17 protein-coding genes are annotated in these 25,696 nt (G+C 70.1%); 6 read left to right on the top strand and 11 right to left on the bottom strand.

Going from position 1 to position 25,696, the window contains the following annotated elements; genetic code table 11:
* Positions 1–249: 249 nt before the first annotated feature.
* The 5 genes from trmB to rpsL form a co-directional block, all read right to left on the bottom strand.
* On the bottom strand, positions 250–990 hold the full coding sequence (gene trmB / locus ACYVIH_RS21945; RefSeq protein WP_460871678.1) for a tRNA (guanosine(46)-N7)-methyltransferase TrmB: 741 nt from the start codon (positions 988–990) through the stop codon (positions 250–252).
* A 74-nt stretch (positions 991–1,064) separates the two neighbouring features.
* Positions 1,065–2,258 (bottom strand): elongation factor Tu, encoded by a 1,194-nt coding sequence (tuf, locus tag ACYVIH_RS21940; RefSeq protein ID WP_460871677.1) that lies wholly within the window; start codon positions 2,256–2,258, stop codon positions 1,065–1,067.
* A gap of 65 nt (positions 2,259–2,323) precedes the next feature.
* The gene (fusA, locus tag ACYVIH_RS21935; protein WP_460871757.1) at positions 2,324–4,384 is read right to left on the bottom strand and encodes an elongation factor G; all 2,061 of its coding nucleotides are present in this window, start codon (positions 4,382–4,384) and stop codon (positions 2,324–2,326) included.
* Between the two features lie 168 nt (positions 4,385–4,552).
* Positions 4,553–5,023: a 30S ribosomal protein S7 gene (gene rpsG / locus ACYVIH_RS21930; protein ID WP_460871676.1), complete on the bottom strand. Its 471-nt coding sequence runs from the start codon at positions 5,021–5,023 to the stop codon at positions 4,553–4,555.
* Complete coding sequence (rpsL, locus tag ACYVIH_RS21925; protein WP_221024385.1) at positions 5,023–5,397, bottom strand: 30S ribosomal protein S12; 375 nt, start codon at positions 5,395–5,397, stop codon at positions 5,023–5,025. Before rpsL ends, rpsG begins: the two co-directional genes overlap by 1 nt.
* 436 nt (positions 5,398–5,833) lie before the next feature.
* Between rpsL and ACYVIH_RS21920 the strand changes: the two genes are divergently transcribed.
* On the top strand, positions 5,834–8,632 hold the full coding sequence (locus ACYVIH_RS21920) for a helix-turn-helix transcriptional regulator (protein ID WP_460871675.1): 2,799 nt from the start codon (positions 5,834–5,836) through the stop codon (positions 8,630–8,632).
* On the opposite strand, the gene ACYVIH_RS21915 is transcribed toward ACYVIH_RS21920, so the two are convergent.
* From ACYVIH_RS21915 to ACYVIH_RS21900, 4 genes are read right to left on the bottom strand one after another with little or no spacing between them, the layout of a single operon-like run.
* Positions 8,593–11,427, bottom strand: a complete 2,835-nt coding sequence (locus ACYVIH_RS21915; RefSeq protein WP_460871674.1) for an FAD-binding and (Fe-S)-binding domain-containing protein — start codon at positions 11,425–11,427, stop codon at positions 8,593–8,595. The two genes, ACYVIH_RS21920 and ACYVIH_RS21915, sit on opposite strands and share 40 nt — an antisense overlap.
* 1 nt (position 11,428) lies before the next feature.
* Positions 11,429–11,932 (bottom strand): DUF1648 domain-containing protein, encoded by a 504-nt coding sequence (locus ACYVIH_RS21910; RefSeq protein WP_460871673.1) that lies wholly within the window; start codon positions 11,930–11,932, stop codon positions 11,429–11,431.
* Positions 11,929–13,200: a hydroxyacid-oxoacid transhydrogenase gene (locus ACYVIH_RS21905; RefSeq protein ID WP_460871672.1), complete on the bottom strand. Its 1,272-nt coding sequence runs from the start codon at positions 13,198–13,200 to the stop codon at positions 11,929–11,931. The genes ACYVIH_RS21910 and ACYVIH_RS21905 overlap by 4 nt, the downstream gene beginning before the upstream one ends.
* The gene (locus ACYVIH_RS21900) at positions 13,197–13,667 is read right to left on the bottom strand and encodes an NUDIX hydrolase (protein WP_460871671.1); all 471 of its coding nucleotides are present in this window, start codon (positions 13,665–13,667) and stop codon (positions 13,197–13,199) included. Before ACYVIH_RS21900 ends, ACYVIH_RS21905 begins: the two co-directional genes overlap by 4 nt.
* 68 nt (positions 13,668–13,735) lie before the next feature.
* Here ACYVIH_RS21900 and ACYVIH_RS21895 point away from each other — a divergent pair, with 68 nt between their 5' ends.
* The 5 genes from ACYVIH_RS21895 (at position 13,736) to ACYVIH_RS21875 (ending at position 17,819) form a co-directional block, all read left to right on the top strand.
* Positions 13,736–14,026 (top strand): hypothetical protein, encoded by a 291-nt coding sequence (locus tag ACYVIH_RS21895; RefSeq protein ID WP_460871670.1) that lies wholly within the window; start codon positions 13,736–13,738, stop codon positions 14,024–14,026.
* Between the two features lie 2 nt (positions 14,027–14,028).
* The gene (locus tag ACYVIH_RS21890; RefSeq protein ID WP_460871669.1) at positions 14,029–15,153 is read left to right on the top strand and encodes a putative T7SS-secreted protein; all 1,125 of its coding nucleotides are present in this window, start codon (positions 14,029–14,031) and stop codon (positions 15,151–15,153) included.
* Complete coding sequence (locus tag ACYVIH_RS21885; protein ID WP_460871668.1) at positions 15,150–15,905, top strand: hypothetical protein; 756 nt, start codon at positions 15,150–15,152, stop codon at positions 15,903–15,905. The genes ACYVIH_RS21890 and ACYVIH_RS21885 overlap by 4 nt, the downstream gene beginning before the upstream one ends.
* Before the next feature lie 25 nt (positions 15,906–15,930).
* Positions 15,931–16,554 carry a hypothetical protein gene (locus ACYVIH_RS21880; RefSeq protein WP_460871667.1) on the top strand — a complete coding sequence of 208 codons (624 nt, stop codon included), beginning with the start codon at positions 15,931–15,933 and terminating at the stop codon, positions 16,552–16,554.
* Between the two features lie 83 nt (positions 16,555–16,637).
* Entirely contained in the window at positions 16,638–17,819 is a 1,182-nt protein-coding gene (locus ACYVIH_RS21875) for an acyltransferase family protein (protein ID WP_460871756.1), read from the top strand.
* Positions 17,820–18,008: 189 nt separating this feature from the next.
* Here ACYVIH_RS21875 and ACYVIH_RS21870 read toward each other — a convergent pair whose 3' ends face one another.
* Complete coding sequence (locus ACYVIH_RS21870; RefSeq protein ID WP_460871666.1) at positions 18,009–21,896, bottom strand: DNA-directed RNA polymerase subunit beta'; 3,888 nt, start codon at positions 21,894–21,896, stop codon at positions 18,009–18,011.
* A gap of 104 nt (positions 21,897–22,000) precedes the next feature.
* The gene (gene rpoB, locus ACYVIH_RS21865; RefSeq protein ID WP_460871665.1) at positions 22,001–25,492 is read right to left on the bottom strand and encodes a DNA-directed RNA polymerase subunit beta; all 3,492 of its coding nucleotides are present in this window, start codon (positions 25,490–25,492) and stop codon (positions 22,001–22,003) included.
* Positions 25,493–25,696: the final 204 nt, after the last annotated feature.

The following is a 25,696-nucleotide window of genomic DNA, read 5'->3' as shown; positions in this document are numbered from 1 at the left end:
CGTGTCGCGCAGGTTTCGCGCGGACAGCCGCCATCGATCTGTCATTGTTGGGGTGGCGCCCGACGGGTTTGTCGGGCTCACAGAGGTCTCCAGGTTCGGTGCAACCTGCATGTCCGACGTGCGACATGCTCACTCGGCGCACCCCGGCGACCCCGCCGGAGCAACCGGACTATCTTGTCAGACACCGGGCGCCCATATCAAATCGAGCCCCCGCCCGGCGGATGTGACGCGCGCGCCACGCAGCACCGTTCAGGTCCTCCGCCGGTAGACCAGGTCGGTGATCGGCCGCCCGGCGGAGACGCCGCGCCGCTCGAACCGGGTCACCGGACGCTCCGACCATCGCGGCGCGGGACCGTCGTACACGTTCTCGAGGAGGGACTCGGCGCCGAGCACCTCGGTCATCTGCTCGGCGTAGTCCGGCCAGTCGGTGGCCAGCCGCCACACGCCGCCGGGCTGCAGCCGGGACGCGGCGACCGAGGCGAAGCCTGGGTTCACCAGCCGCCGCCGGTGGTGCCGCTTCTTGGGCCACGGGTCGGGGAAGAACGTCCACAGCTCGGCGATCGCGGCCTCGCCGAAGAGGTGTTCCATGGACCAGACCGCGTCGACGCTGATCATCCGGACGTTGTCCACGCCGGCGTCCGCGAGCCGGGCGAACGTCTCGGCCACCCCGGGCCGCCAGACCTCGAACGCCAGGATGTTGTACGACGGTCTCGCTGCCGCGAGGGCTGCCGTGGCCTCCCCCACGCCCGAGCCGATCTCCACGACCAGAGGGGCAGCCGGGTCCGCGAAGGAGGACCTGACGTCGAACCCGGGCGCGTCGACGGCCTCGTCCGGGATCCACCAGCGGTCGCGGTGCCGGTCCCAGGCGACCTGCTGCTTCGGGGTCAGCCGGCTCCCCCGACGCGTGTAGGTCAGCACCTGGGCCAGCCGACGGCCGTCCTCGGTCAACCCGGTGTGCGGCCGAGCGGGCCGTACCTTGGCGTGCTCCACGCGTGTCCTTCCGGTCAAAGCAAGAGGCCCCGCCCCCCAGGGGGACGGGGCCTCTCGGCTGAGGTGCTAGGCGATCACTTGGTGATCTTGGTGACGCGGCCCGCGCCGACGGTGCGGCCACCCTCGCGGATAGCGAAGCGGAGGCCCTCCTCCATGGCGATCGGCTGGATCAGCTCGACCGTCATGTCGGTGTTGTCGCCCGGCATGACCATCTCGGTGCCCTCGGGGAGGGTCACGACGCCGGTCACGTCCGTGGTGCGGAAGTAGAACTGCGGGCGGTAGTTGTTGAAGAACGGCGTGTGACGGCCGCCCTCCTCCTTCGAGAGGATGTAGACCGAAGCCTCGAAGTTGGTGTGCGGGGTCGTGGTGCCCGGCTTGATGACGACCATGCCGCGCTCGACGTCCTCGCGCTTGGTGCCACGAAGCAGCAGACCGACGTTCTCACCGGCCTGGCCCTCGTCGAGCAGCTTGCGGAACATCTCGATGCCGGTGACGGTGGTCTTCATCGAACCCTCGCGGATGCCGACGATCTCGACCTCCTCGTTCACCTTGACGATGCCGCGCTCGATACGGCCGGTGATCACGGTGCCGCGACCGGTGATCGTGAAGACGTCCTCGACCGGCATGAGGAACGGCTTGTCGACCTCACGCTCGGGCTGCGGGATGTACTCGTCGACGGCGTTCATCAGCTCGATGATCGACTCGCCCCACTTCTCGTCGCCGTTCAGCGCCGGGAAGGCCGCAACGCGGACCACGGGGATGTCGTCGCCGGGGAACTCGTACTCGCTGAGGAGCTCGCGGACCTCCATCTCGACGAGCTCGATGAGCTCCTCGTCGTCCACCATGTCGCACTTGTTCAGCGCGACGACCAGAGCGGGGACGCCGACCTGGCGGGCCAGGAGGACGTGCTCGCGGGTCTGCGGCATCGGGCCGTCGGTGGCGGCGACCACCAGGATGGCGCCGTCCATCTGCGCCGCACCGGTGATCATGTTCTTGATGTAGTCGGCGTGACCCGGGCAGTCGACGTGCGCGTAGTGACGCGCCTCGGTCTGGTACTCGACGTGCGCGATGGAGATGGTGATACCGCGCTGACGCTCTTCAGGGGCCTTGTCGATCTCGTCGAACGGCGTGAAGGGGTTCAGGTCCGGGTACTTGTCGTGCAGCACCTTGGTGATCGCTGCGGTCAACGTCGTCTTACCGTGGTCGATGTGACCGATGGTGCCGATGTTGACGTGCGGCTTAGTCCGCTCGAACTTCGCCTTAGCCACTGGGGCTCCTCCTAGCTAGTTTCTTGACTCGTCTGATTTAGGCGCCGGGCACTGCCGATGGGCAGCTACTCGCCGCGGACCTTCTTGATGATCTCGTCCGCGACGTTCTGGGGAACCTCGGCGTACGAGTCGAACTCCATCGAGTACGAGGCCTGGCCTGAGGTCTTGGACCGCAGGTCGCCAACGTACCCGAACATCTCGGACAGCGGAACAAGGGCCTCGACGACCCGGTCACCGTGCCGCTCGAACATGGACTGGACCTGCCCACGGCGGGAGTTGATGTCGCCGATCACGTCGCCGAGATAGGTCTCGGGAGTGGTCACCTCCACCTTGAACATGGGCTCCAGCAGCACCGGCTTGGCCTGGCGGGCGGCCTCCTTGAAGGCCTGGTTGCCGGCCAGCTTGAAGGCCAGCTCGGAGGAGTCGACCTCGTGGTAAGCACCGTCCTCGAGGGTGAACTTGACGTCCACCATCGGGTAGCCGGCGAGCACGCCGAACTCCATGGCCTCCTGGCCGCCCTGGTCCACCGAGGGGATGTACTCGCGCGGCACGCGACCACCGGTGACGTTGTTCACGAACTCGTAGCCCGCACCGGCACCGGTCTCGGGGTCGATGCTCGGCTCGAGCGAGACCACGACCTTCGCGAACTGACCCGACCCACCGGTCTGCTTCTTGTGGGTGTAGGTGTGCTTCTCGACCTTCTTGCGGATGGTCTCCCGGTAGGCGACCTGCGGCTTGCCGACGGTGGCCTCGACGCGGAACTCGCGCTTCATGCGGTCGACGAGCACCTCGAGGTGCAGCTCGCCCATGCCGGCGATGATCGTCTGGCCGGTCTCCTCGTCGGTCTTCACGGTGAAGGTGGGGTCCTCCTCCGAGAGCCGCTGGATCGCGACGCCGAGCTTCTCCTGGTCGCCCTTGGTCTTCGGCTCGATGGCGACCTCGATCACCGGGGCCGGGAAGGTCATCGACTCGAGGACGACCGGGTCGCTCTGGACACAGAGCGTCTCGCCGGTGGTGGTGTCCTTCAGACCCATCACGGCCACGATCTGGCCGGCGCCGACCGACGCGATCTCCTCACGCTTGTTGGCGTGCATCTGGTAGATCTTGCCGATCCGCTCCTTCTTGCCCTTGACCGAGTTCAGCACGGTCTGGCCGGCCTCGAGCTTGCCGGAGTAGACGCGGACGTAGGTCAGCTTGCCCAGGTGCGGGTCGGCGGCGATCTTGAACGCCAGGCCGGCGAAGGGCTCCTCGTCGGCGGGCTTGCGCTGGATGACCGCCTCCTCGTCGCCGGGCTTGTGGCCCTCGATGGCCTCGATGTCCAGCGGGGAGGGGAGGTACTTCACGATCGCGTCGAGCAGGGGCTGCACGCCCTTGTTCTTGAACGCGGTGCCGGTGAGCACGGGGTTGACCTTGTCGGCGAGCGTGGCGCGACGGATCGCTGCCTCGATCTGCTCGACCGAGGGGGTCTCCCCCTCGAGGTACATCTCCATGATCTCGTCGTCGGCCTCGGCGAGGGTCTCCAGGAGCTTCTCGCGCCACTCGGCGGCCTGGTCGGCCAGCTCGGCGGGGATCTCCTCGACCTCGTAGTCCTCGCCCATCTTGGTCTCGCCGCGCCAGGTGAGCGCGCGCATGCCGACCAGGTCGACCACGCCGAGGAAGTCGGACTCGGCGCCGATCGGGATCTGCAGCACCAGCGGGGTGGCGTTGAGGCGGTCGACGATCATGTCGACGCAGCGGAAGAAGTCCGCCCCGGTGCGGTCGAGCTTGTTGACGAAGCACATCCGCGGGACGGCGTACTTGTTCGCCTGGCGCCACACCGTCATGCTCTGCGGCTCGACACCGGCGACACCGTCGAACACCGCGACCGCGCCGTCGAGGACGCGCAGCGACCGCTCGACCTCGACCGTGAAGTCGACGTGGCCGGGGGTGTCGATGATGTTGATCTGGTGGTCCTTCCACCAGCAGGTCGTCGCGGCGGAGGTGATGGTGATGCCGCGCTCCTGCTCCTGCTCCATCCAGTCCATCGTGGCGCCGCCCTCGTGGACCTCACCGATCTTGTAGGTGATGCCGGTGTAGAACAGGATCCGCTCGGTGGTGGTGGTCTTGCCGGCGTCGATGTGCGCCATGATGCCGATGTTGCGGACCTTCTTCAGGTCCGTGGTGATGTCGACGGCCACGTGTCTTCGTTCCCTCGGGTTATTTCTCGGGTCAGGTGGGCAGCAGCGCTGATGAGCAGTACGACGGGCGCGGCAGCGGTCCTTGTGGGACGTGCACGTGCCCGGCGTACCGCCGGATCACCAGCGGTAGTGCGCGAAGGCCTTGTTGGACTCGGCCATCTTGTGGGTGTCCTCGCGGCGCTTGACAGCGGCACCGAGGCCGTTGGAGGCGTCGAGGATCTCGTTCATCAGGCGCTCGGCCATCGTCTTCTCGCGACGGGCCTGGGCATAGCCCACGAGCCAGCGCAGGGCCAGCGTGGTCTGCCGGCTGGCGCGGACCTCGACCGGGACCTGGTAGGTGGCGCCACCGACGCGGCGGCTGCGGACCTCGAGGGAGGGACGCACGTTGTCGAGAGCGCGCTTGAGGGTCACGACGGGGTCGGTGCCGGTCTTCTCACGGCAGCCCTCGAGGGCGGTGTAGACGATGCGCTGGGCAACCTGCTTCTTGCCGTCCTGCAGGACCTTGCTGACCAGCTGCGTGACGACGGGGCTGCCGTAGACCGGGTCGACGACGACCGGACGCTTCGGGGCGGGACCCTTGCGCGGCATTAGCTCTTCTCCTTCTTCGCGCCGTAGCGGCTGCGAGCCTGCTTGCGGTTCTTCACACCCTGGGTGTCGAGCGAACCGCGGATGATCTTGTAGCGGACACCGGGAAGGTCCTTCACACGACCACCGCGCACGAGCACGATCGAGTGCTCCTGCAGGTTGTGACCGACACCCGGGATGTAGGCCGTGACCTCGATGCCGCTGGACAGGCGCACACGGGCGACCTTGCGCAGCGCGGAGTTCGGCTTCTTGGGAGTGGTCGTGTAGACACGCGTGCACACGCCACGTCGCTGGGGCGAACCCTTCAGAGCGGGCGTCTTGTTCTTCGACACCTTGTCCTGGCGGCCCTTACGGACCAACTGCTGGATGGTGGGCACCGCGCGGTTCTCTTTCCTGTTCGGTGATGCTGTCTAGGTCGTGCTGTGCTGGCCGCCGACCCGGGTCTCCGGGCCGTACCGTCCCTCCCGCACACCCCCCGCGGTCGGGCGTGTCGCCCGCTCCGCGATCCGCCACAGGTCTCTGCCGCAGTGGAGCGCTTGGGTTGAACGCTGCTGAACAGCAGCCACGCGGCTCGCGGTGAAACCTGCCCTGGTGGTGCGGGGCGCTGGTTCCGCTTCGGAGCACACGCGATGGCCTGGGTCAGCCAGGCACGCTGAAAAAGATTACCGGCTCGCCGAAGCAGGGTCAAAACGGGGAGGCACCACATGCGCTATGGGGCCTCGCACCCCCCAAGTGGATGGCCCGTAAGGGACGTTCGGCCAGTTTCCGGACGTTTTCAAGACCTGTCCCGGAGCCACCGCAACGATACTAGCCGTGGGGGAGCTGATCGAGCGTGTCACGGAGCTGGAGCAGGCACGAGGGGTGTTTGAGGGGGCAGCCGGCGGTGGCGGTGAGCTGCTGCTGGTCTCCGGGACCGCCGGCATCGGACGGTCCGCCCTCGTCAGACGCACGGCGGAGATGGCCCGGGCCATGGGGATGGCGGTCCTGACCGCGAGCCCGACCCCGGTGTCGAGCTCGCTGACGTACGCCCTGGTCCGGGACTGGCTCACCGACCACGCCCGCCGTGAGCTCAAGGGCGACCCGCCGTTCGACGGCCCGGCCCTGGAGCTCGCCCAGGCCCTCAGCGGGGCTGCCTGGGCGGTCGAGGGCTGGACCCTGGCGGACCTGGACCATGCCCTGACCTGGACCTTGAAGGGACTGGCCGAGTCCCAGCCGCTGCTCCTCGTGGTCGACGACGTCCAGTGGGCCGACGTGGGCTCCGTCCAGCTGCTCGACCTGCTCTCCGCCAGGATCCAGCAGCTTCCCGCGACGCTGCTGCTGGGCCACCGTGCGGGCGAGCCGCCGACGGCCGCGCACGTCCTGGACCGGATCGGTGCCCGAGCCCGCCGGCTGGACCTCGAACCGTTGTCGGAGGCGGGGGTCGCGGAGCTGCTGCGTGGCGCCGGGAACCCACCGATGTCCGCCCGGGAGCTGCACCGGCTCACCGGCGGGGTCCCGTTCCTGGTGCGGGAGGTGCTCCGGTCCGGTGGCCGCGAGGGGACGCCGCGTTCGGTGGTCGCGGCCGTCACCGAACAGCTCGACCGGCTGGGCCCGCGCGCCGTGGCCCTGGCCCGCGCAGCCGCCGTGCTCGGCGACGAGGCCGAACGCGGGAGCCTGGCGGCGCTGACCGGCATCGAGCCCGAGCAGCTGGCCGACACGCTGGCGGTGCTCGACGAGGCAGGGATCCTCGAGGTCGACGGCTGGCTGGCGCGGCCCGCGCGACCGTTGCTGGCCGAGGCGATCCTGTCGTCGATGACCCCCTCGACCCGTTCCGAGCTGCACCGCGCGGCAGCGCGTCACCTCCTCTCCGGCGACAAGCCGCGGCGGCTCGTGGCGGCCCACCTCGTGCACACGTTGCCCGGTGGCGACCAGGACCTGGTCGAGCTGCTCCGCGCCACGGGCGAGGAGGCGCTGGCCGGCGGCGCCCCGCAGGTGGCCGCGCGCCAGCTGTTGCGGGCCGTGGCCGAGACCGGCCCGGACGGCGCCGACGTGGGGCTGTTGACCCGGGCCGCCTCCGCCCACCTCGCCGCGGGCCTCCGGGATGACGCCTACGAGCTCTGGTCACGGGCCCTCGACCGCGCCGAGGACCCGGTCGTGCGCGCCCGGCTGCTCGCCGACGTCGGCGACGTGCAGATGACGATGGGCCACACCGCCGACGCCGCCGCGTCCTACCGCACCGCGATCGGTGCGCTGACCGACGCCGGGCACTCCGACGACTCCCGGGAGCTGCGCCACCTGCGCGTGCGGATCGGCCTCACCCGGACGATGTACGACGGCGCGGCCACGGACCTCGACGACACGGCGACCGCCGTCCCCGAGCAGCCCGTGACCGACGACACGCACACGGACCGGCTGCTGTGCGCGCTCACCGCCGCTGACCTCGCGGTCCGCAGCGTGGACCGGGAGCGGGCGCGGGACCTGGCACTGCGGGCGCTCGGCGCCGGGGCGCTGCTGGCCGAGGAGACCTCCGAGAGGATCGGCTTCTACGTGGCGACGTCGGTGCTGACGTGGACCGACAGCTATGCCGAGGCCCTCCACGCGCTGGACGCAGCCGTCGCGGATGCGCGGGACAGGGGCTCCGTGCTCGGCCTGGCCGGCGCGTCGTACTACCGCGGTCTGGTGCACTTCCGGCAGGGGCGGATGAAGGAGGCACTCTCGGACCTCGCGCCGGCGCTGCAGCTGCGCGAGGGGGGCTGGCCGGACTTCGCCGACCCCGCGCTCGCCGTCGCCGCACTGGCCGAGGCCGCGCTGGGCCGGCTCGACGCGGCACGCGCACTGGAGCCGGTTCTGCGTGCCGCGGCCGCTCGCGGCCAGTTCGCCGGCGCCCCGTTGATCGCCGCGGTCGGTGTGGTCCGCGCCGCGCACGGTGACCACGAACGCGCCCTCGAGGACTACGCCCGCGCCGCACGGCTGATGGGCGACCACCGCGACAACGCCTCGATCGTGCAGTGGCGTGAGCTCTCGGCGTGGTCGTCGGCCGCGCTGGGCCGGGTCGGGGAGGCCAGGGCACTCGGCGAGGAGGCCCTCGACCACGCGCGGAGGTGGGGCGCGCCCCGGGCGCTGGGGTTCGCGCTGCGCACCGTCGCGCGCGTCAGCCCCGTCGAGGACGCGCTCACCTACCTGGCCGAGGCCGAGCAGCTGTTCGAAAGGGTCGACTGTGGTGACCAGCTGGTCCTGACCTGGATCCAGCGGGCCCAGGTGCTGCTCACCGAGGACCCCGCGTCGCGCGACGAGGCGGTCGGTGCGCTCCGCCGGGCGCGCGAACGCGCCCGGGCCGCCGGTCTGGTTCCGATCACGGCCCGCGCGACGAGGATGCTGGTCCGCGCCGGCGAGACGGTCGTCGAGGAGCACGAGGACGGGATGCTGCCCCTCACGCCGGGCGAACGCCGGGTGGTCGAGCTCGCCGCGGCAGGCCACACCAACCGGCAGATCGCCCACCAGCTCTTCGTCACCGTCAAGGCCGTGGAATGGCACCTGTCGAACGCCTATCGCAAGCTCGGCATCTCGTCGCGCACCGAGCTGCCCGGTGTGCTCTACAGCGACTCCGACCCCGACAGCAGCTCGGCCATGTGAACCGCGCGCACCCCGGCGAGGTCCTCGAGCTGGGTGCGGCACGAGAACCCGTCGGCGAGCACCACGGCGCCCTCCCCCGCCGTACGGACGGCCGGGAGCAGCGCGTGCTCGGCGACCGCCACGGACACCTCGTAGTGACCCTGCTCGACCCCGAAGTTGCCCGCCAGGCCGCAGCAGCCACCCAGCCGGTCGACCGTGGCGCCGGCACGTGCCAGCAGCCGGGCGTCGGCCTCCCAGCCGAGCACCGAGGCGTGGTGGCAGTGCGGCTGGGCGACGACCGTCGTCCCGCTCAGGTCGGGCGGCGCCCAGCCGGGCAGCGACTCGAGCAGCTCCGCGAGCGTGCGGACACCGCGCGCGAGCTCGGCCGCCCGCGGGTCGTCGGTCAGCTGCACCAGGTCCGCGCGGAGCACGGCGAGGCAGGACGGTTCGAGCCCGACGACGGGCACGCCGTCGGCCACGTAGGGGTGGAGCACGTCGATCGTCCCGCGGACGATCCGGCGTGCGGCGTCGAGCTGACCGGTGCTGATCCAGGTCAGACCGCAGCAGGCGTTCTCGCCCACCACCGCAACCTTCAACCCGGCACGCTCCAGCAGCCGGACCGCGGCCTGGCCGGGACCGGTGGCGAAGTGCTCGGTGAACGAGTCGGCCCACACCACCACGTCGGGGCGCGCGGCTCCGGGCCGCTGCCGGGCCCCGTGCTCACGCGCCCAGCGCGACAGCGGCCGGGCGGCGAAGGCGGGGATCCCCCGCCGCTGGTCGATCCCGGCCACGCTGCGGGCCAGCCGCTGCACCGGCGCCAGCCGCATCACCCGGTTGGCCAGGGGCGCCACCGGCTGGGTCAGCCGGGCCCACTGCGGCAGCCGGCCCAGCACGTAGTGGCTGCGCGGGCGCAGCTTGCCGCGGTAGCGCTGGTGCAGCGCCTCGGCCTTGTAGGTGGCCATGTCGACGCCGGTCGGGCAGTCGGTCGAGCAGCCCTTGCAGGCCAGGCACAGGTCCAGCGCCTCGTGCACCTCGGGCGAGTCCCAGCCTCGGCGGACGACGCCACCGTTGACCATCTCCTGGAGCACCCGGGCGCGGCCGCGGGTGGAGTCCTTCTCCTCGCGGGTGGCCAGGTAGGAGGGGCACATCACCCCGCCGGAACCGGTGTTGTCGGCCGTGCACTTGCCCACGCCGGTGCAGCGGTGCACCGCACTGACGAGCGACCCGCCGTCGTCGACGAGCCGGAGCGTCGTGGGCGGCTCGGCGAGCCTGCTGCCCAGTCGCAGGTCCGCGTCGACCGGCCGCGGCTCGACGAGGACGCCCGGGTTCAGCAGCCCCTCCGGGTCGAGCACCGCCTTGACCTGAGCGAACAGGTCGAGGGCCTGGGGCGAGTACATCGCCGGCAGCAGCTCCGACCGGGCCCGGCCGTCGCCGTGCTCGCCGGACAGGGTGCCGCCGTGGGTGGCGACCAGCGTGGCCGCGTCCTGGAGGAACGTGCGGAAGCGGCCGCGGCCGCCGTCGGTGCCGTCGAGCTCGAAGTCGATCCGGACGTGCACACAGCCGTCGCCGAAGTGGCCGTAGGGGACGCCGTCGTAGCCGTACTCGCGCAGCAGCTCGTCGAAGCCACGGAGGTAGCCGCCGAGCCGGTCCGGCGGGACCGCGGCGTCCTCCCACCCGGCGTGCGCCGGGCGCTCCAGGCTGCGTGCGGCCAGTCCGGCGCCGTCCTCGCGGATCCGCCACAGGGCGAGCTGCTCGACGACGTCCGAGACGATCCGGTGGCCGACGGCACCGGCGTCGGCCGCCACCGCGGTGGCCAGCGCCCGAGCCTCCTCCTCGGTGGCGGCGGTCACCTCCGCGAACAGCCAGCCGGCGCCCCGCGGGAGCGAGGGTACGGCGGCCGCGCCCCTGCGCTCGCGGACCACCTCGACGATCCGCTCGTCGAGCCCCTCGCAGGCGACCAGCGGGTGGTGCAGCAGGGAGGGCACCGCGTCGGCGGCCTCCACCATGGACGGGTAGCCGAGCACCGCGAGGGCCCGGAACGGCGCGTCCTCGACCAGGTTCACGCGCGCGCCGAGCACCAGGCCGAGGGTGCCCTCGCTGCCGACCAGGAGCCGGTCGAGCCGGCGGCCGTTCTCCGGCAGCAGGTGCTCGAGGGAGTAGCCGGAGACCTGTCGGCCGAACCGGCCGAACTCGGTGCGCACCGTGGCGAGGTCGCGGTCGACCACCGCAGCGACGCGCCGCACCAGCTCGCCCGGCTCGATCCCCTCCCCCACGGTCACCCGCTCGCCGGTCCCGGTCAGCACGTCGAGCGACACCACGTTGTCGACTGTGCGGCCGTAGCCCAGAGCCCGAGAGCCGCATGCGTTGTTGCCGATCATACCGCCGATCGTGCAGCGGGTGTGCGTCGACGGGTCCGGCCCGAACCGGAGGCCGTGGGGCAGCGCCTGCTGCTGCAGCGCCGCGTGCACGGTGCCCGGCTCCACCAGCGCGGTGCGCGTGTCGGGGTCGATCTCGAGGACCCGGCCCAGGTGGCGCCGGGTGTCGACCACGATGCCGGTGCCCACGGCGTTGCCGGCGATCGACGTACCGGCGCCTCGCATGGTGAGCGGGACCTGGAGCTCGCGCGCGACCGCGTGCGCGCCGACGATCTCGTCCACGTGCCTGGGGCGCACGACGACCTGCGGGACCACCCGGTACAGCGAGGCGTCGGTGGAGTACATGGCGCGGGTCAGCGAGGAGTCGTCGACCTCGGCGAGCCCCTGGGCACGCAGCGCCTCGGCGACGTCGCGTCCTGCCGTCACGGCCTCCTGGTCCACGTCATGCCTCCTCGGGCGGGCGGTAGCGGCTGCGGTACATCCGGACGACCCAGAGCGTGACTCCGACCAGGTAGGCCGCCATCACGATCCAGAACCACTCGAGCGGCCAGCGACCGCCCGTCGCGGAGCCGACCACCAGGACGGCGACCGCGGCGAGCAGCCCCATGGTCATCGCGGCGATCAGGTCCATGTCCTCGGCCATCATCCTCCGGGCGCGCGGCAGGTTCTCCGGTCGGGACCAGTAGGGCTTGTACGGCAGGTTCAGGAGCTCCACCGGCATCCGCCCGCTGCGGAGCAGGTGGGTGAGGCCCTCCATCAACCCCCCGGTGACCAGACCGAGCAGAGTGAGTGTCACCAGCGCCTCGGTGCGGGAGCCGAACCGGTCGGGTGTCCCGTCCAGTCTGAAGTGCAGGGGAACCTCGCCGTGGGGAAGCACCAGCGCGGCCCAGAGCAGAACCACGAGGTAGAACAGCACGGAGATGCTGAACCAGGCCCGAGCGCTCACCAGAGCTCCAGCGACGCACGGAGGACTCCCGCCGCGTCTTCCTCGGTCACCTCGCGGGGTGCCGTCGCGAGCAGCCGCTGCTGCTTCATCGTGCCCTCCACCAGGTCCTCGACGTCGGCGTCGGTGTAGCCGACGGCGCCGATCCCGTTGGGCATCCCGATGTCACGCATCAGCTCGGCGAGCACCTGCGGGAGGTGGTCACGCGCGTCGCCCGGGCGGTCCGCACCCGGAGCGAGCAGCTCCGCGGCACGCAGGTGTCGCTCGGGCGAGGCCTCGAAGGTGAACCGGAACGCCTCCGGCGCGGTCAGCGCGACCGCCATCCCGTGCGGCACCATCGCGTGGTCCTGCGGGTAGTCGGCGGGACGGAAGTCGCGGACCCGCCCGGCGATCGGGTAGGCGTTCGCGTGCGGGATGTGCACGCCGGCGTTGCCGAAGCCCAGCCCGGCGAAGGTCGCGGCGAGCGCCATCTCCCCGCGTGCCTCCTCGTCGTCGCCGTGCAGCACCGCGCGCCGGAAGGAGCCGGCGAGCAGCGAGAGCGCCTTCTCCGACCACATGTCCGAGATCGGGTTCGCGCCGCAGTAGGGCACCCGCTGCTCGGGACGCTTGGCGTCGTAGGAGTCGAACGGCCGTGCGGTGTAGCTCTCCAGCGCGTGGCACAGGATGTCCATGCCGGCGGCCGCGGTGACCCCGGCCGGCTGGCTGAGCGTGAGCCGCGGATCGACGACCGCGAGCGTCGGACGCAGCCGGGCGTGGCTGATGCCGGTCTTCACCTTCTGCGACAGCACGTCGAGCACGCAGATCGTGGTGCTCTCGCTGCCGGTCCCGGTGGTGGTGGGCACCGCGACCAGCGGCTTGAGCGGCTTCGACGGTGCAGCCCCCTGGCCCACCGGGACGTTGACGTAGTCCATCAGCTCGCCGGGGTTGGTGGTGAGCAGGTTCACCGCCTTCGCGGTGTCGATCGCCGATCCGCCGCCGACCGCGACGAAGGCGTCCCACGGACCGTTCTCGCGGGCGAAGTCGATCGCCGCCTGCAGGCTCTCGTCGGTGGGCTCCACGTGGGCGAGGTCGGAGACGACGGCCTCCATCCCGAAGCCGCGGATCTGCTCGGCGACCCGCTCGGGGTGGCCGGTCGCCGCGACGCCGGGATCGGTGACCACCAGGACCCGGTGCGCGTCGTACTGCTGGAGGTCGAAGCCGATCTCGTCGGAGGCTCCGGCGCCGAACTTCAGCGCGGGTGCGCCGTAGGTGAAGACTGTCTCCTGCGTCACGGTGTCTCTCCTCGGATCAGGCTCAGTGCGTGCCTCGCCGCCGAGAGCAGGTCGAGCTCGAGCGCCTCGTCGACGGGCATCCAGACCGCGCGGGCGGTGGAGCCGTCCTCCTCGACCACGTGCGGCTCGACGCCTCGGGACGCCTCGTCGATCTCGGCGTCGAAGATCAGGTGGATCCCGTGGTAGTCCTCGACCACGCCGTCGGCGCGGGCCCCGACGAAGTGCGTGTGGTGTACGTCGATCACCCGGCCCGGCTCGACCCGGAGGCCGGTCTCCTCGTAGACCTCGCGGCGCAGCGCGTCGCGCGGGTCCTCGCCGTGGTCGATGCCGCCACCGGGCAGCGTCCAACGCCCCTCGATCCGGGTCCGGGCCGACATCTGGGTGAGCAGCACCTCGTGGGCCCCGCGGGTCAGCAGGGCGTAGGCAGCGATCCGCTGGCGCTCGGGGGGTGCGGCGTCGACGGTCATGCCCGGAGTCTAGGGGGCGGCGTTCTTTGCTAGCGTCGGCGCACACCATCACGACAACGGGGGTAGCCGTGGCTGATCTCTACATCGACCTGGACGGTCTGGCGAGGACCCGGGACAGCATCGACCGGGTCGAACGGCTTCTGCGCGAGCCGCTGGACACGATGGCCTCCCGCGCCTCGGCGGCCACCGAGATCGACGTACTGCGGTCTCGACTGGCCGAGTTCGGCGAGGAGTGGGACTACGGCATCGGCCGGCTCGCGAAGTACTCCGAGGGTGTCGCCGAGGCGCTCGAGCAGATCCGGCGCACCTTCACCGAGCTCGACGAGAAGCTCGCCGCCACGTTCGAGACGGAGGCCTGAACGTGCGCGACTACCCCACGCTCGGGTTCGACCCGGTCGCCAGCGACGAGGCGGTCGGCGCCGAGATCGCGACCGAGCTGCGCGGCACCGCGCGCCGGCTCGGGGAGGTCGACGACGTGCTCAACGGCAGCGGCGACCAGCGCTGGGAGGGCCGCACGGCCGAGGCGTTCCGGTCATCGGTCGACGAGGAGCTGCGTCCCCGGATCCGTGAGGCCTACCAGAGCTTCACCACGGCGTCCCGGGCCTTCGACCGCTGGGTGAACGACCTGCCGTCGTACCGGCGTCGCGCCGACAGCCTCGAGGCGGAGGCGACCCAGGCCGCCCAGCGGGTGAGCCAGGCCGGCCAGCGGCTCTCCACGCTCCAGGAGCCGGCTCCGGACGCCGACCGGGCCACCCGGGAGCGCCACGACGCCGACCTGGCAGCCGGGCGGGCCTCGCTCAGCGCGGCCCAGGACGAGCTGCAGGAGATCATCGCTCGCGCGCGGAGCCTTCGGGAGGAGGTCCTCGGCCTCGCGGCGGAGGTCGCCCACGCGTTCGACACCGCGGTGCGCGCCGCTCCGGACAAGCCCGGGATCCTCGGCCAGATCGGCGAGGTGGCCTCCACCATCGGGGACTGGGTGGCGCAGGGCTTCGACTGGGTGATGGACAACCTCGCCCCGATCCTGCAGAAGCTCGCGCGGATCGTCGGCGCCGTCGCGACGATCCTGGCGATCGTCGCCTTCGTCGTCGGTTTCGTGTTCCCGCCGGCGTTCGCGCTCGCCGGGACGCTCGGCACCATCGCCAAGGTCGCCAGCTTCGTCGACCTCGGCATCCAAGGACTCCGGGTGCTGCACGGCGAGGAGGGCGCGCTGCAGGGGTTCGCCCTCCAGGGCGCCGGCATGCTGCTGGGGATGGGCGCGGCCCGTGCCATCGGCCCGATCGCCATGAACGCGACCACCAACATCCGCCAGGGTCTGTTCATCCCGCAGCTGGCGATGGTGAACGTCGGCTCCCACGGGGGTGCGGCGGTGGCGGCGAAGGCGATCGCGATCAACCCCGACTTCTTCCACTCACTGCTGTACTGGGGGGTCACGTCCTACCGCGACCTGCGCGACTCCGGTCAGACGATCTACGAGGAGACCCGGTGACCGCCGACCTGCCGAGGACGCTGCTCGCCACCGGGCTCCCGCCGGGGTGGATCGAGCTGACCGCCTTCCGCGACGAGCCGACCCTGCGGGAGTTCCTCGACAGCCAGCTCGACGTGGACGCGCAGCTCTACACCGACGAGCACCGGTCGATGGTCCATCAGGCCTGCGCGATGGTCTTCGACCTGGTCCGCGCGCAGCAGTGGTTGCACCTCGGCGCGGTCGTGACGTCGGTGCCCGACTCGGACGAGCCTGCCGAGCCGCGCTGGCGCACGACCACGTGGGCCGTCGGCGTCGGAGTTCTGCCCACCCCCGACCTGGGCGACATCGACCCCCTCGCGGTGGCCGAGCGGGTGCTCGGCCGCGTGCAGGGCGTGGAGCAGTGCGAGCCCTTCACCCTCGACGACGGCCGGCACGGCGTTGTCCTGGCGACGACCACCTCGGTGGACCTGACCGTCCTGGACTTCGACCCGCGGGCGTACCTGCCCCAGCTGGACCCGGACCACCTCGGTGTGTACCTGTGCCTGCTGCCGGTGCCGGGGCTCGAGGACCACCTCGGGGTCACGGTCGGGGTGGCCCCCAACCGGGACGAGAGGTCGCCGCTGTCGTTCCTGGCCGGCCAGATGGCGACCAGCCTGCACACCGTGGCCGAGGTCGGGGACCTGCCCACGGGCAACGTGCTCGTCGACGCGACCCGTACGCTGCACCCTTCCGGCTTCCTGCGGCCGGTCGCGACCGGCGCGACGGTCGGCTGACCCCCATCCGAGAGACGGCGATCCCATGTCCTTGCTGATCGGCGACGAGGCGCGGCGCCTCGTCGAGTCGTTCGAGGCCGACCACGGTGTGGCCTCCGGGCGGCGTGACGAGGTCGACCTGCTCGATCGGGAGTTCCTCATCGGTCGGCGACTCCTGCCCGGCACGGCGGCGCTCGTCGTCGTGCTGCTGGGCGGCTTCTTCCTCACCGTGGTCGCGACGCCCGGCGCGGGCTCGGCTCTGAGGTGGACCGCCGCGGTGGTGGGCATCGTGCTCGTCGCCGGCGGCGGCTGGCTCGGCCTCCGCGTCATCCGCACGGGTCGTCGGCTGCTTGGCGCCTATCTGGCGTGGGCGGCCGCCGGCCCGGGAGCCTCCCCGTTCACGATCCCCGCCCGGCTGTTCTCGGGCCCCGGCATCCTCCGGTCCGCACTGGCCGCCGTGGCACTCCTGGGGGCGGTCTTCGGCTGGTCGTTCCTCTTCCTCGGACTCGCGGCCGGCGACCCGGGCGGGCTCGGAGACGGGCGCGAGGCGATGGCGGTGCTCGGCACGGTCTCGGGACTGGCGTTCAGCGTGACCACCTGGTCACTGTTCGTGGGCGAGATCCGCTCGGGACTGGGCCACTCGGGACGGGTGATCCGCTCCCGCGGCTGATCCCCCGGCGACCGGGATCACGTTTGGCCCGAGGTCGGCCGGGCACTGGGAAGAGACCAGTACTGCCTCGACCCGTGAGCCCGATGCCGACCGCCCACGTCCCCACCCTGACCCGTCCCGCCGACCCTGCCGCCCCGCAGCGACCGGCCGCCTCGTCCCGGGACCCGTGGTTCGACAACGCCAAGATGCTGCTGGTCACCCTGGTGGTGGCCGGACACTCGTGGGTGCTCCTGCCCGAGGGGTCCCTGGCCCGTAACTGGGCCTACGACTTCCTGTACGTCTGGCACATGCCGGCGTTCCTGATCGTCACCGGCTACCTCTCGCGGAGCTTCACCTGGAACCGGCGCAACCTGGGTCGGCTGGTCACCACCGTCGCCGTGCCCTACGTCATCTTCGAGGCGTTATTGGCGCTGTTCCGGGTGCAGGTCGGTGGCGAGGAGCCGCTCGACCGGCTCTTCCTCGAGCCGCACTGGCCGATGTGGTTCCTCGCCGCGTTGTTCTTCTGGCGCCTGGCCACCCCGGCGCTCAAGGCGGTTCGCGCGCCGCTGGTCGTCGCGGCCGTGGTCAGCCTGCTCGGCGGCCTGCTCCCCGGTGACGTCCTCGACGTCGGCCGGGTCACCGGGATGCTGCCGTTCTTCGTGCTGGGCCTGGTGGCCCGGCCCGAGCACGTGCAGCGGCTGCGAGAGCGCCGCTGGCGCCGGCCCGCCGTGGCCGTCCTCGCGGCGGGCGTCGCGCTCGCCCCGCTGGTCGACGGCACCCTGCGCACCGAGTGGTTCTACTGGCGCTCCGGGTACGACGTGCTGGGCGTCTCGTTCCTCGAAGGGGCGGCGATCCGGCTGGTCCTGCTCGCGCTGGCCATCGTGCTCGCACTCAGCGCGCTGACGTTGGTGCCGGCGACCACCACGTGGTTCACCCGGCTCGGCGGGGCGACGATGGTGGTCTACCTGTTCCACGGCTTCTTCATCAAGGCCGCGTCCTACACCGACCTCTTCGGCTGGAGCTCGGTGAGGCCGTGGGCGGGCCTTGTCACGCTGACCGGTGCGGCCGTCGTACTCGCGCTGGTGCTCGCCACTCCCCCGGTAGCCCGGCGGCTCGACGTCGTGATCGACCCGATCGGCAGCTTCCGGCGCTGGCGTCGTGGTGAGCGGGCCGGCGAACGCGTGGACGTGCCCCTCGAGGACCGCGCCGACGCGGGCGGGACCGAGCTCCCGCACGCCCGCGTGCCGACCCAGCACCACCGGCCGGTGTCCTACCTCCCGCTCTGACGGGCCTCATGCCACCGCGGGCACCGCGACAGGGCCGGACGGACGTGCACTCGCCTCGCCGAACCGTCGTGACCTGACCCGGGACGCCGGTTCCGGCCGTCGCGAGTGCACGTCGATGTGGCCCCTGCGGAACGGGAAGGGCCCCGGGTTCCTGACGGAACCCGGGGCCCTTCGAGGCGCGGTCTCGGCTCAGCTCTGGTAGGAGCCGAAGTCGAAGTCGTCGAGCGCCACGGCCTGACCACCGGCGGTGCTGCCGAAGTCGTAGTCGTAGTTCTCGTAGCCGGTCACCGAGTAGGCGTTGGCACGCGCCTCCTCGGTGGGCTCGACCCGGATGTTGCGGTACCGCTCCAGGCCGGTGCCGGCCGGGATCAGCTTTCCGATGATCACGTTCTCCTTCAGGCCGAGCAGCGAGTCGGACTTGCCGTTGATCGCCGCGTCGGTGAGGACGCGCGTGGTCTCCTGGAAGGACGCCGCCGACAGCCACGACTCGGTGGCCAGCGACGCCTTGGTGATGCCCATCAGCTGCGGACGACCCGCCGCGGGCTTGCCACCCTCGGCGAGCACCCGACGGTTCTCCTCCTCGAAGAGCGTGCGCTCGACGAGGTCGGAGGGCAGCAGACGGGTGTCACCCTGCTCGAGCACGAGGACCCGGCGCAGCATCTGCCGCACGATGATCTCGATGTGCTTGTCGTGGATGGCCACACCCTGGCTGCGGTAGACCTCCTGGACCTCGTCCACGAGGTGCTCCTGGGCCTTGCGGACACCGAGGATGCGAAGCACCTCCTGCGGGTCCGGGGTGCCCTGGGTCAGCTGCTGGCCGACCTCGACGTGGTCACCCTCGCCGACGAGCAGGCGGGCCCGCTTGCTGACGGGGTACTCCTGGACCTCCGAGCCGTCGTCGGGAGTGACGAGGACCTTCTTGGCCTTGTCGGTCTCCTCGATGGTGACCCGGCCGGCCGCCTCGGTGATCGGCGCACGGCCCTTGGGCTGGCGTGCCTCGAACAGCTCCACCACACGCGGCAGACCCTGGGTGATGTCGTCCGCGGAGGCCACACCACCGGTGTGGAAGGTACGCATCGTCAGCTGCGTGCCGGGCTCACCGATCGACTGGGCGGCGATGATGCCGACCGCCTCGCCGATGTCGACCAGCTTGCCGGTGGCTAGCGAGCGGCCGTAGCACTTCGCGCAGGTGCCGGTGCGGGCCTCACAGGTCAGGACCGAGCGGACCTTGACCTCCTCGATCCCCGCGGCGACGAGCTCGTTGATCTTGACGTCGCCGAGGTCCTCACCGGCCGAGACCAGCTTCTCGCCGCTCTCGGGGTGCATCACGTCGACGGCCGCGGTCCGGGCGTACGCCGCGGTCTCGGCGTTCTCCGCCTTCACCACGGCACCGTCCGGCAGCCGCTCGCCGATCCGCTTCGGCAGACCGCGCTCGGTGCCACAGTCGTCCTCGCGGATGATCACGTCCTGCGATACGTCCACCAGACGACGGGTCAGGTAACCCGAGTCGGCGGTGCGCAGTGCTGTGTCGGCCAGACCCTTGCGGGCACCGTGGCTGGCGATGAAGTACTCCAGCACCGACAGGCCCTCACGGAAGTTGGACTTGATCGGCCGCGGGATGATGTCACCCTTCGGGTTGGCCACCAGACCACGCATCGCGGCGATCTGACGGACCTGCATCATGTTTCCGCGCGCACCCGAGTGGACCATCATGTAGATCGGGTTGGTCTTCTCGAAGGTGGTCTCGAGCTCCTCGGCCACCTTGTTCGAAGCCTGGGTCCAGATCTCGATGAGCTCCTGACGGCGCTCGTCGTCGGTGATCAGACCGCGCTCGAACTGCTGCTGCACCTTCTTGGCCTGGCCCTCGAACACCTCGAGGATCTCGGCCTTGCGCGGCGGCGTGACGACGTCCTCGATCGACACGGTCACACCCGATCGGGTCGCCCAGTGGAAACCGGTGTCCTTGAGGGCGTCGAGCGCAGCGGCCACCTCGACCTTGGTGTAGCGCTCGGCGAGGTCGTTGACGATCACACCGAGCTGCTTCTTGCCCACCTCGTAGTTGACGTACGGGTAGTCCGCGGGAAGCGCCTCGTTGAAGAGTGCGCGACCCAGCGTCGTCTCGAGGATCGTCGGCTTGCCGGCCTCCCAGCCCGCGGGGACGGCCTCGCCGACCGGCGGGACCAGCTCGGGGAAGCGGATCCGGATCTTGCTCTGGAGCGCGATCTCCTCGCGGTCGAAGGCCATGATCGCCTCGGCCGTGGACGAGAACACGCGCCCGTCGCCGGGGTACTCGCGCTCGTCGTCACGGTTGGTGAGGAAGTACAGGCCGATGATCATGTCCTGCGTCGGCATGGTCACCGGGCGGCCGTCGGACGGCTTGAGGATGTTGTTGGTCGAGAGCATCAGGATCCGCGCCTCGGCCTGGGCCTCCGCCGACAGCGGCAGGTGCACCGCCATCTGGTCACCGTCGAAGTCCGCGTTGAACGCGGTGCACACCAACGGGTGGATCTGGATCGCCTTGCCCTCGATCAGCTGCGGCTCGAAGGCCTGGATGCCGAGTCGGTGCAGGGTGGGCGCACGGTTCAGCAGGACCGGGTGCTCGGTGATGACCTCTTCGAGCACGTCCCACACGACCGGACGAGCCCGCTCGACCATCCGCTTGGCCGACTTGATGTTCTGCGCGTGGTTGAGGTCGACCAGGCGCTTCATCACGAACGGCTTGAAGAGCTCCAGCGCCATCTGCTTGGGCAGACCGCACTGGTGCAGCTTCAGCTGCGGGCCGACCACGATGACCGAACGGCCGGAGTAGTCGACGCGCTTGCCGAGCAGGTTCTGGCGGAACCGGCCCTGCTTGCCCTTGAGCATGTCGGACAGCGACTTCAGCGGCCGGTTGCCCGGACCGGTGACCGGACGACCACGACGGCCGTTGTCGAACAGCGAGTCGACGGCCTCCTGCAGCATCCGCTTCTCGTTGTTGACGATGATCTCGGGCGCACCGAGGTCGAGCAGTCGCTTGAGGCGGTTGTTGCGGTTGATCACGCGGCGGTACAGGTCGTTGAGGTCGGAGGTCGCGAAGCGGCCACCGTCGAGCTGCACCATCGGACGCAGGTCCGGCGGGATCACCGGGACGGCGTCGAGCACCATGCCGGTCGGGCTGTTGTTGGTCTTGCGGAACGCCTCGACCACCTTGAGGCGCTTGAGCGCGCGGACCTTGCGCTGGCCCTTGCCGGTGGCGATGGTCTCGCGCAGCGACTCGACCTCGGCGTCGAGGTCGAAGCTCTCCAGACGCTTCTGGATCGCCGCGGCGCCCATGTGGCCCTCGAAGTACTTGCCGAACCAGCTCTTCATCTCGCGGTAGAGCAGCTCGTCGCCCTCGAGGTCCTGCACCTTGAGGTTCTTGAAGCGGTTCCACACCTCGTCGAGGCGGTCGATCTCGCGCTGCGCACGGTCACGCAGCTGCTTCATCTCGCGCTCGGCGCCGTCCTTGACCTTGCGGCGCGCGTCGGCCTTGGCACCCTCGGCCTCGAGGGCGGCGAGGTCCTCCTCGAGCTTCTTGGCGCGCTCGTCGATCGAGCTGTCGCGACGGGTCTCCAGGCGCTTGCGCTCCAGGTCGACCTTCGCCTCGAGCGAGGACAGGTCGCGGTGGCGGGCGTCCTCGTCGACGTGGGTGATCATGTAGGCCGCGAAGTAGATGACCTTCTCCAGGTCCTTCGGGGCCAGGTCGAGCAGGTAGCCGAGACGGCTCGGCACGCCCTTGAAGTACCAGATGTGAGTCACCGGAGCGGCGAGCTCGATGTGACCCATCCGCTCACGGCGCACCTTGGAACGGGTCACCTCGACGCCGCAGCGCTCGCAGATGATGCCCTTGAAGCGCACGCGCTTGTACTTGCCGCAGTAGCACTCCCAGTCCCGGGTGGGACCGAAGATCTTTTCGCAGAAGAGACCGTCGCGCTCGGGCTTGAGCGTGCGGTAGTTGATCGTCTCCGGCTTCTTGACCTCGCCGTGGGACCACTGACGGATGTCGTCGGCGGTGGCGAGACCAATCTTCAGCTGGTCGAAGAAGTTAACGTCGAGCACAGTGGCTGCTTTCCTCGTTATGTAGGTCTGTTTCGCTGGTCAGAGAGTGAGACTGCGGGGGCGCCGTTCCGGACGACTCGACGGCCTGCCGGCGCCCCCGTGGCTCACACTTCCTCGACGCTGCTGGGCTCGCGGCGGGACAGGTCGATGCCGAGCTCCTCGGCGGCGCGGAAGACGTCCTCCTCCGCGTCGCGCATCTCGATCGCCGTGCCGTCCTGGGAGAGGACCTCGACGTTCAAGCAGAGCGACTGCATCTCCTTGACGAGAACCTTGAACGACTCGGGGATACCGGAGTCGGGGATGTTCTCGCCCTTCACGATCGCCTCGTAGACCTTGACGCGACCAGGCACGTCGTCGGACTTGATGGTGAGGAGCTCCTGGAGGGCGTAGGCGGCGCCGTAGGCCTCCATCGCCCAGACCTCCATCTCACCGAAGCGCTGACCACCGAACTGCGCCTTACCACCGAGCGGCTGCTGGGTGATCATGGAGTACGGACCCGTCGAGCGAGCGTGGATCTTGTCGTCGACGAGGTGGTGCAGCTTCAGGATGTACATGTAGCCGACCGAGACCGGGTCCGGGAACGGCTCGCCGGAGCGGCCGTCGAACAGCTGGGCCTTGCCGTTCTCCTTGACGACGCGGACGCCGTCGCGGTTGGGCAGGGTCGAGGCCAGCAGACCGGTGATCTCGTCCTCGCGCGCACCGTCGAACACCGGGGTGGCGACCTTGGTGTCCTTCTCCGCGGACTCGGCGTGGATCTTGATCAGCCGCTGCTTCCAGTCCTCGTCGTCGCCCTCGACCTGCCAGCCGGTCTTGGCCAGCCAGCCGAGGTGGATCTCGAGGATCTGACCGATGTTCATCCGGCCCGGCACACCGAGCGGGTTGAGGATGATGTCGACCGGCGTGCCGTCCTCGAGGAACGGCATGTCCTCCACCGGCAGGATCTTGGAGATGACGCCCTTGTTGCCGTGACGGCCGGCGAGCTTGTCACCCACGGAGATCTTGCGCTTCTGAGCGACGTACACACGGACCAGCTGGTTGACGCCCGGGGGCAGCTCGTCGCCGTCCTCGCGGTCGAAGACTCGGACGCCGATGACCGTGCCGGACTCACCGTGCGGCACCTTCATCGAGGTGTCGCGGACCTCGCGCGCCTTCTCACCGAAGATCGCGCGGAGCAGGCGCTCCTCGGGGGTCAGCTCGGTCTCGCCCTTCGGGGTCACCTTGCCGACGAGGATGTCACCGGTGGTGACCTCCGCACCGATCCGGATGATGCCGCGCTCGTCGAGGTCGGCGAGCATCTCCTCGCTGACGTTCGGGATGTCGCGGGTGATCTCCTCCGGACCCAGCTTGGTGTCGCGGGCGTCGACCTCGTGCTCCTCGATGTGGATCGAGGTGAGGACGTCCTCCTGCACCAGGCGCTGCGACAGGATGATCGCGTCCTCGTAGTTGTGGCCCTGCCACGACATGAACGCGACCAGCAGGTTCGTGCCGAGCGCCATCTCGGCGTCGTCGGTGCAGGGGCCGTCGGCGATCGGCGTGCCGACCTCGAGCCGGTCGCCCTCGCTGACCAGCGGCCGCTGGTTGATGCAGGTGCCCTGGTTGGACCGGGTGAACTTCTGCATCTTGTAGGTCTTGTAGGTGCCGTCGTCGTTCATCACCTCGACGAAGTCGGCCGACACCTCCTTGACCACACCGGCCTTGTCGGCGACGACCACGTCACCGGCGTCGACGGCGGCGCGGTACTCCATGCCGGTGCCGACGAGCGGCGCGTCGCTCTTGATGAGCGGCACCGCCTGACGCTGCATGTTGGCGCCCATCAGCGCGCGGTTGGCGTCGTCGTGCTCGAGGAACGGGATCAGCGCGGTCGCCACCGACACCATCTGGCGTGGCGAGACGTCCATGTAGTCGACCTCTTCGGCCGGGATCACGTCGACCTCGCCGTGGCGCTGGCGCACGAGCACCCGCTCCTCGGCGAAGCGGCCGTCCTCGGTCAGCGCCGCGTTGGCCTGCGCGATGACGAAGCGGTCCTCCTCGTCGGCGGTGAGGAACTCCACCTTGTCGGTGACCCGACCGTTCTCGACCTTGCGGTAGGGCGTCTCGACGAACCCGAACGGGTTGATCCGCCCGAACGTCGACAGCGAGCCGATCAGACCGATGTTGGGACCCTCAGGGGTCTCGATCGGGCACATCCGGCCGTAGTGCGACGGGTGGACGTCACGGACCTCGAAGCCCGCGCGGTCACGCGAGAGACCACCGGGGCCGAGCGCGGACAGACGACGCTTGTGCGTCAGCCCGGCGATCGGGTTGGTCTGGTCCATGAACTGCGACAGCTGCGAGGTGCCGAAGAACTCCTTCAGCGCCGCCACCACGGGACGGATGTTGATCAGGCTCTGCGGCGTGATCGCCTCGACGTCCTGGGTCGTCATCCGCTCGCGGACCACCCGCTCCATGCGGGCCAGACCCGTGCGGAGCTGGTTCTGGATCAGCTCGCCCACGGTGCGCATGCGCCGGTTGCCGAAGTGGTCGATGTCGTCGGCGCGTACGTCGATCGGCGCACCGTCGCGGTCGAGCAGGTCGTTGCCCTGCGCGTCCTTGAGGGTGTCGTTGCCGGCGTGCAGCTGCACGATGAAGCGGATCGTCGAGACGATGTCGTCGATGGTCAGCGTCTGCTGGTCGAACGCCTCGTGCGTGCCGAGCTTCTTGTTGATCTTGTAGCGACCGACCTTGGCCAGGTCGTAGCGCTTGGGGTTGAAGTAGTAGTTCTCCAGCAGCGTCTGCGCGGCCTCACGCGTCGGCGGCTCGCCCGGGCGCAGCTTGCGGTAGATGTCGAGCAGCGCGTCGTCCTGGCCCGCGGTGTGGTCCTTCTCGAGCGTGAGCATCATCGACTCGTACTCGCCGAACTCCTCGCGGATCTGCTCGTTGGTCCAGCCGAGGGCCTTGAGCAGCACCGTGACGTTCTGCTTGCGCTTGCGGTCGAGGCGGACGCCGACCATGTCGCGCTTGTCGATCTCGAACTCCAGCCAGGCGCCCCGCGACGGGATCACCTTGGCGGTGAAGATGTCCTTGTCGGAGGTCTTGTCGGCGGTGCGCTCGAAGTAGACGCCCGGCGAGCGGACGAGCTGGGAGACCACGACACGCTCGGTGCCGTTGATGACGAAGGTGCCCTTGGGCGTCATCAGGGGGAAGTCGCCCATGAAGACCGTCTGGCCCTTGATCTCACCGGTCTCGTTGTTCATGAACTCGGCGGAGACGTAGAGCGGGGCGGAGTAGGTGAAGTCCTTCTCCTTGCACTCCTCGACGGAGTACTTCGGGTCGTAGAAGACCGGGTTCTCGAACGAGAGGGACATCGTGTCGGAGAAGTCCGAGATCGGGGAGATCTCCTCGAAGATCTCCTGGAGACCGGACTTCTGCGAGACGTCCTCGCCGTTCTCGAGACGCCGCGCGACGTCCTCCTGCCAGCGCTCGTTGCCGATCAGCCAGTCGAAGCTGTCGGTCTGGAGGGCGAGGAGCTGTGGAACCTCGAGGGGTTCCTTGATCTTGGCGAAGGAGATACGGCGCGGGTTGCTGCGTGCGGTGCTGGTGCTGCGCGAGGCGGCCAAGAGGGGTCCTTCCGAGGATCGCTCTGGTGGGGTCGGCTGCCAACCACGAACCAGCCACCGGGCAGGCTGGAGCGCATATGAGGGCAGACGCAACGACCAATACTAGTCAAGACGGCAGCGTCAGGCAACCCGGCGTGACGGCGTCTCGACTCCTCTCGGCGGAACTGCGAAGAAGCATGAACCGATCCTCCGGCGGAGTCAAGC

This window comes from Nocardioides pakistanensis (assembly GCF_054781215.1).
The sequence above is the reverse complement of the archived record's forward strand: the minus strand, read 5'-3'. Positions and strand labels throughout refer to the sequence as shown.

What these genes read in the sequence shown, in the direction of transcription:
- ACYVIH_RS21875 (WP_460871756.1), top strand. Translation starts at nt 16,638, where the DNA reads ATGCCGACCGCCCACGTCCCCACCCTGACCCGTCCCGCCGACCCTGCC.
- fusA (WP_460871757.1), bottom strand. Translation starts at nt 4,384, where the DNA reads ATGGCGCACATCGACGCCGGCAAGACCACCACCACCGAGCGGATCCTG.
- rpsG (WP_460871676.1), bottom strand. Translation starts at nt 5,023, where the DNA reads ATGCCGCGCAAGGGTCCCGCCCCGAAGCGTCCGGTCGTCGTCGACCCG.
- ACYVIH_RS21880 (WP_460871667.1), top strand. Translation starts at nt 15,931, where the DNA reads ATGTCCTTGCTGATCGGCGACGAGGCGCGGCGCCTCGTCGAGTCGTTC.
- ACYVIH_RS21900 (WP_460871671.1), bottom strand. Translation starts at nt 13,667, where the DNA reads ATGACCGTCGACGCCGCACCCCCCGAGCGCCAGCGGATCGCTGCCTAC.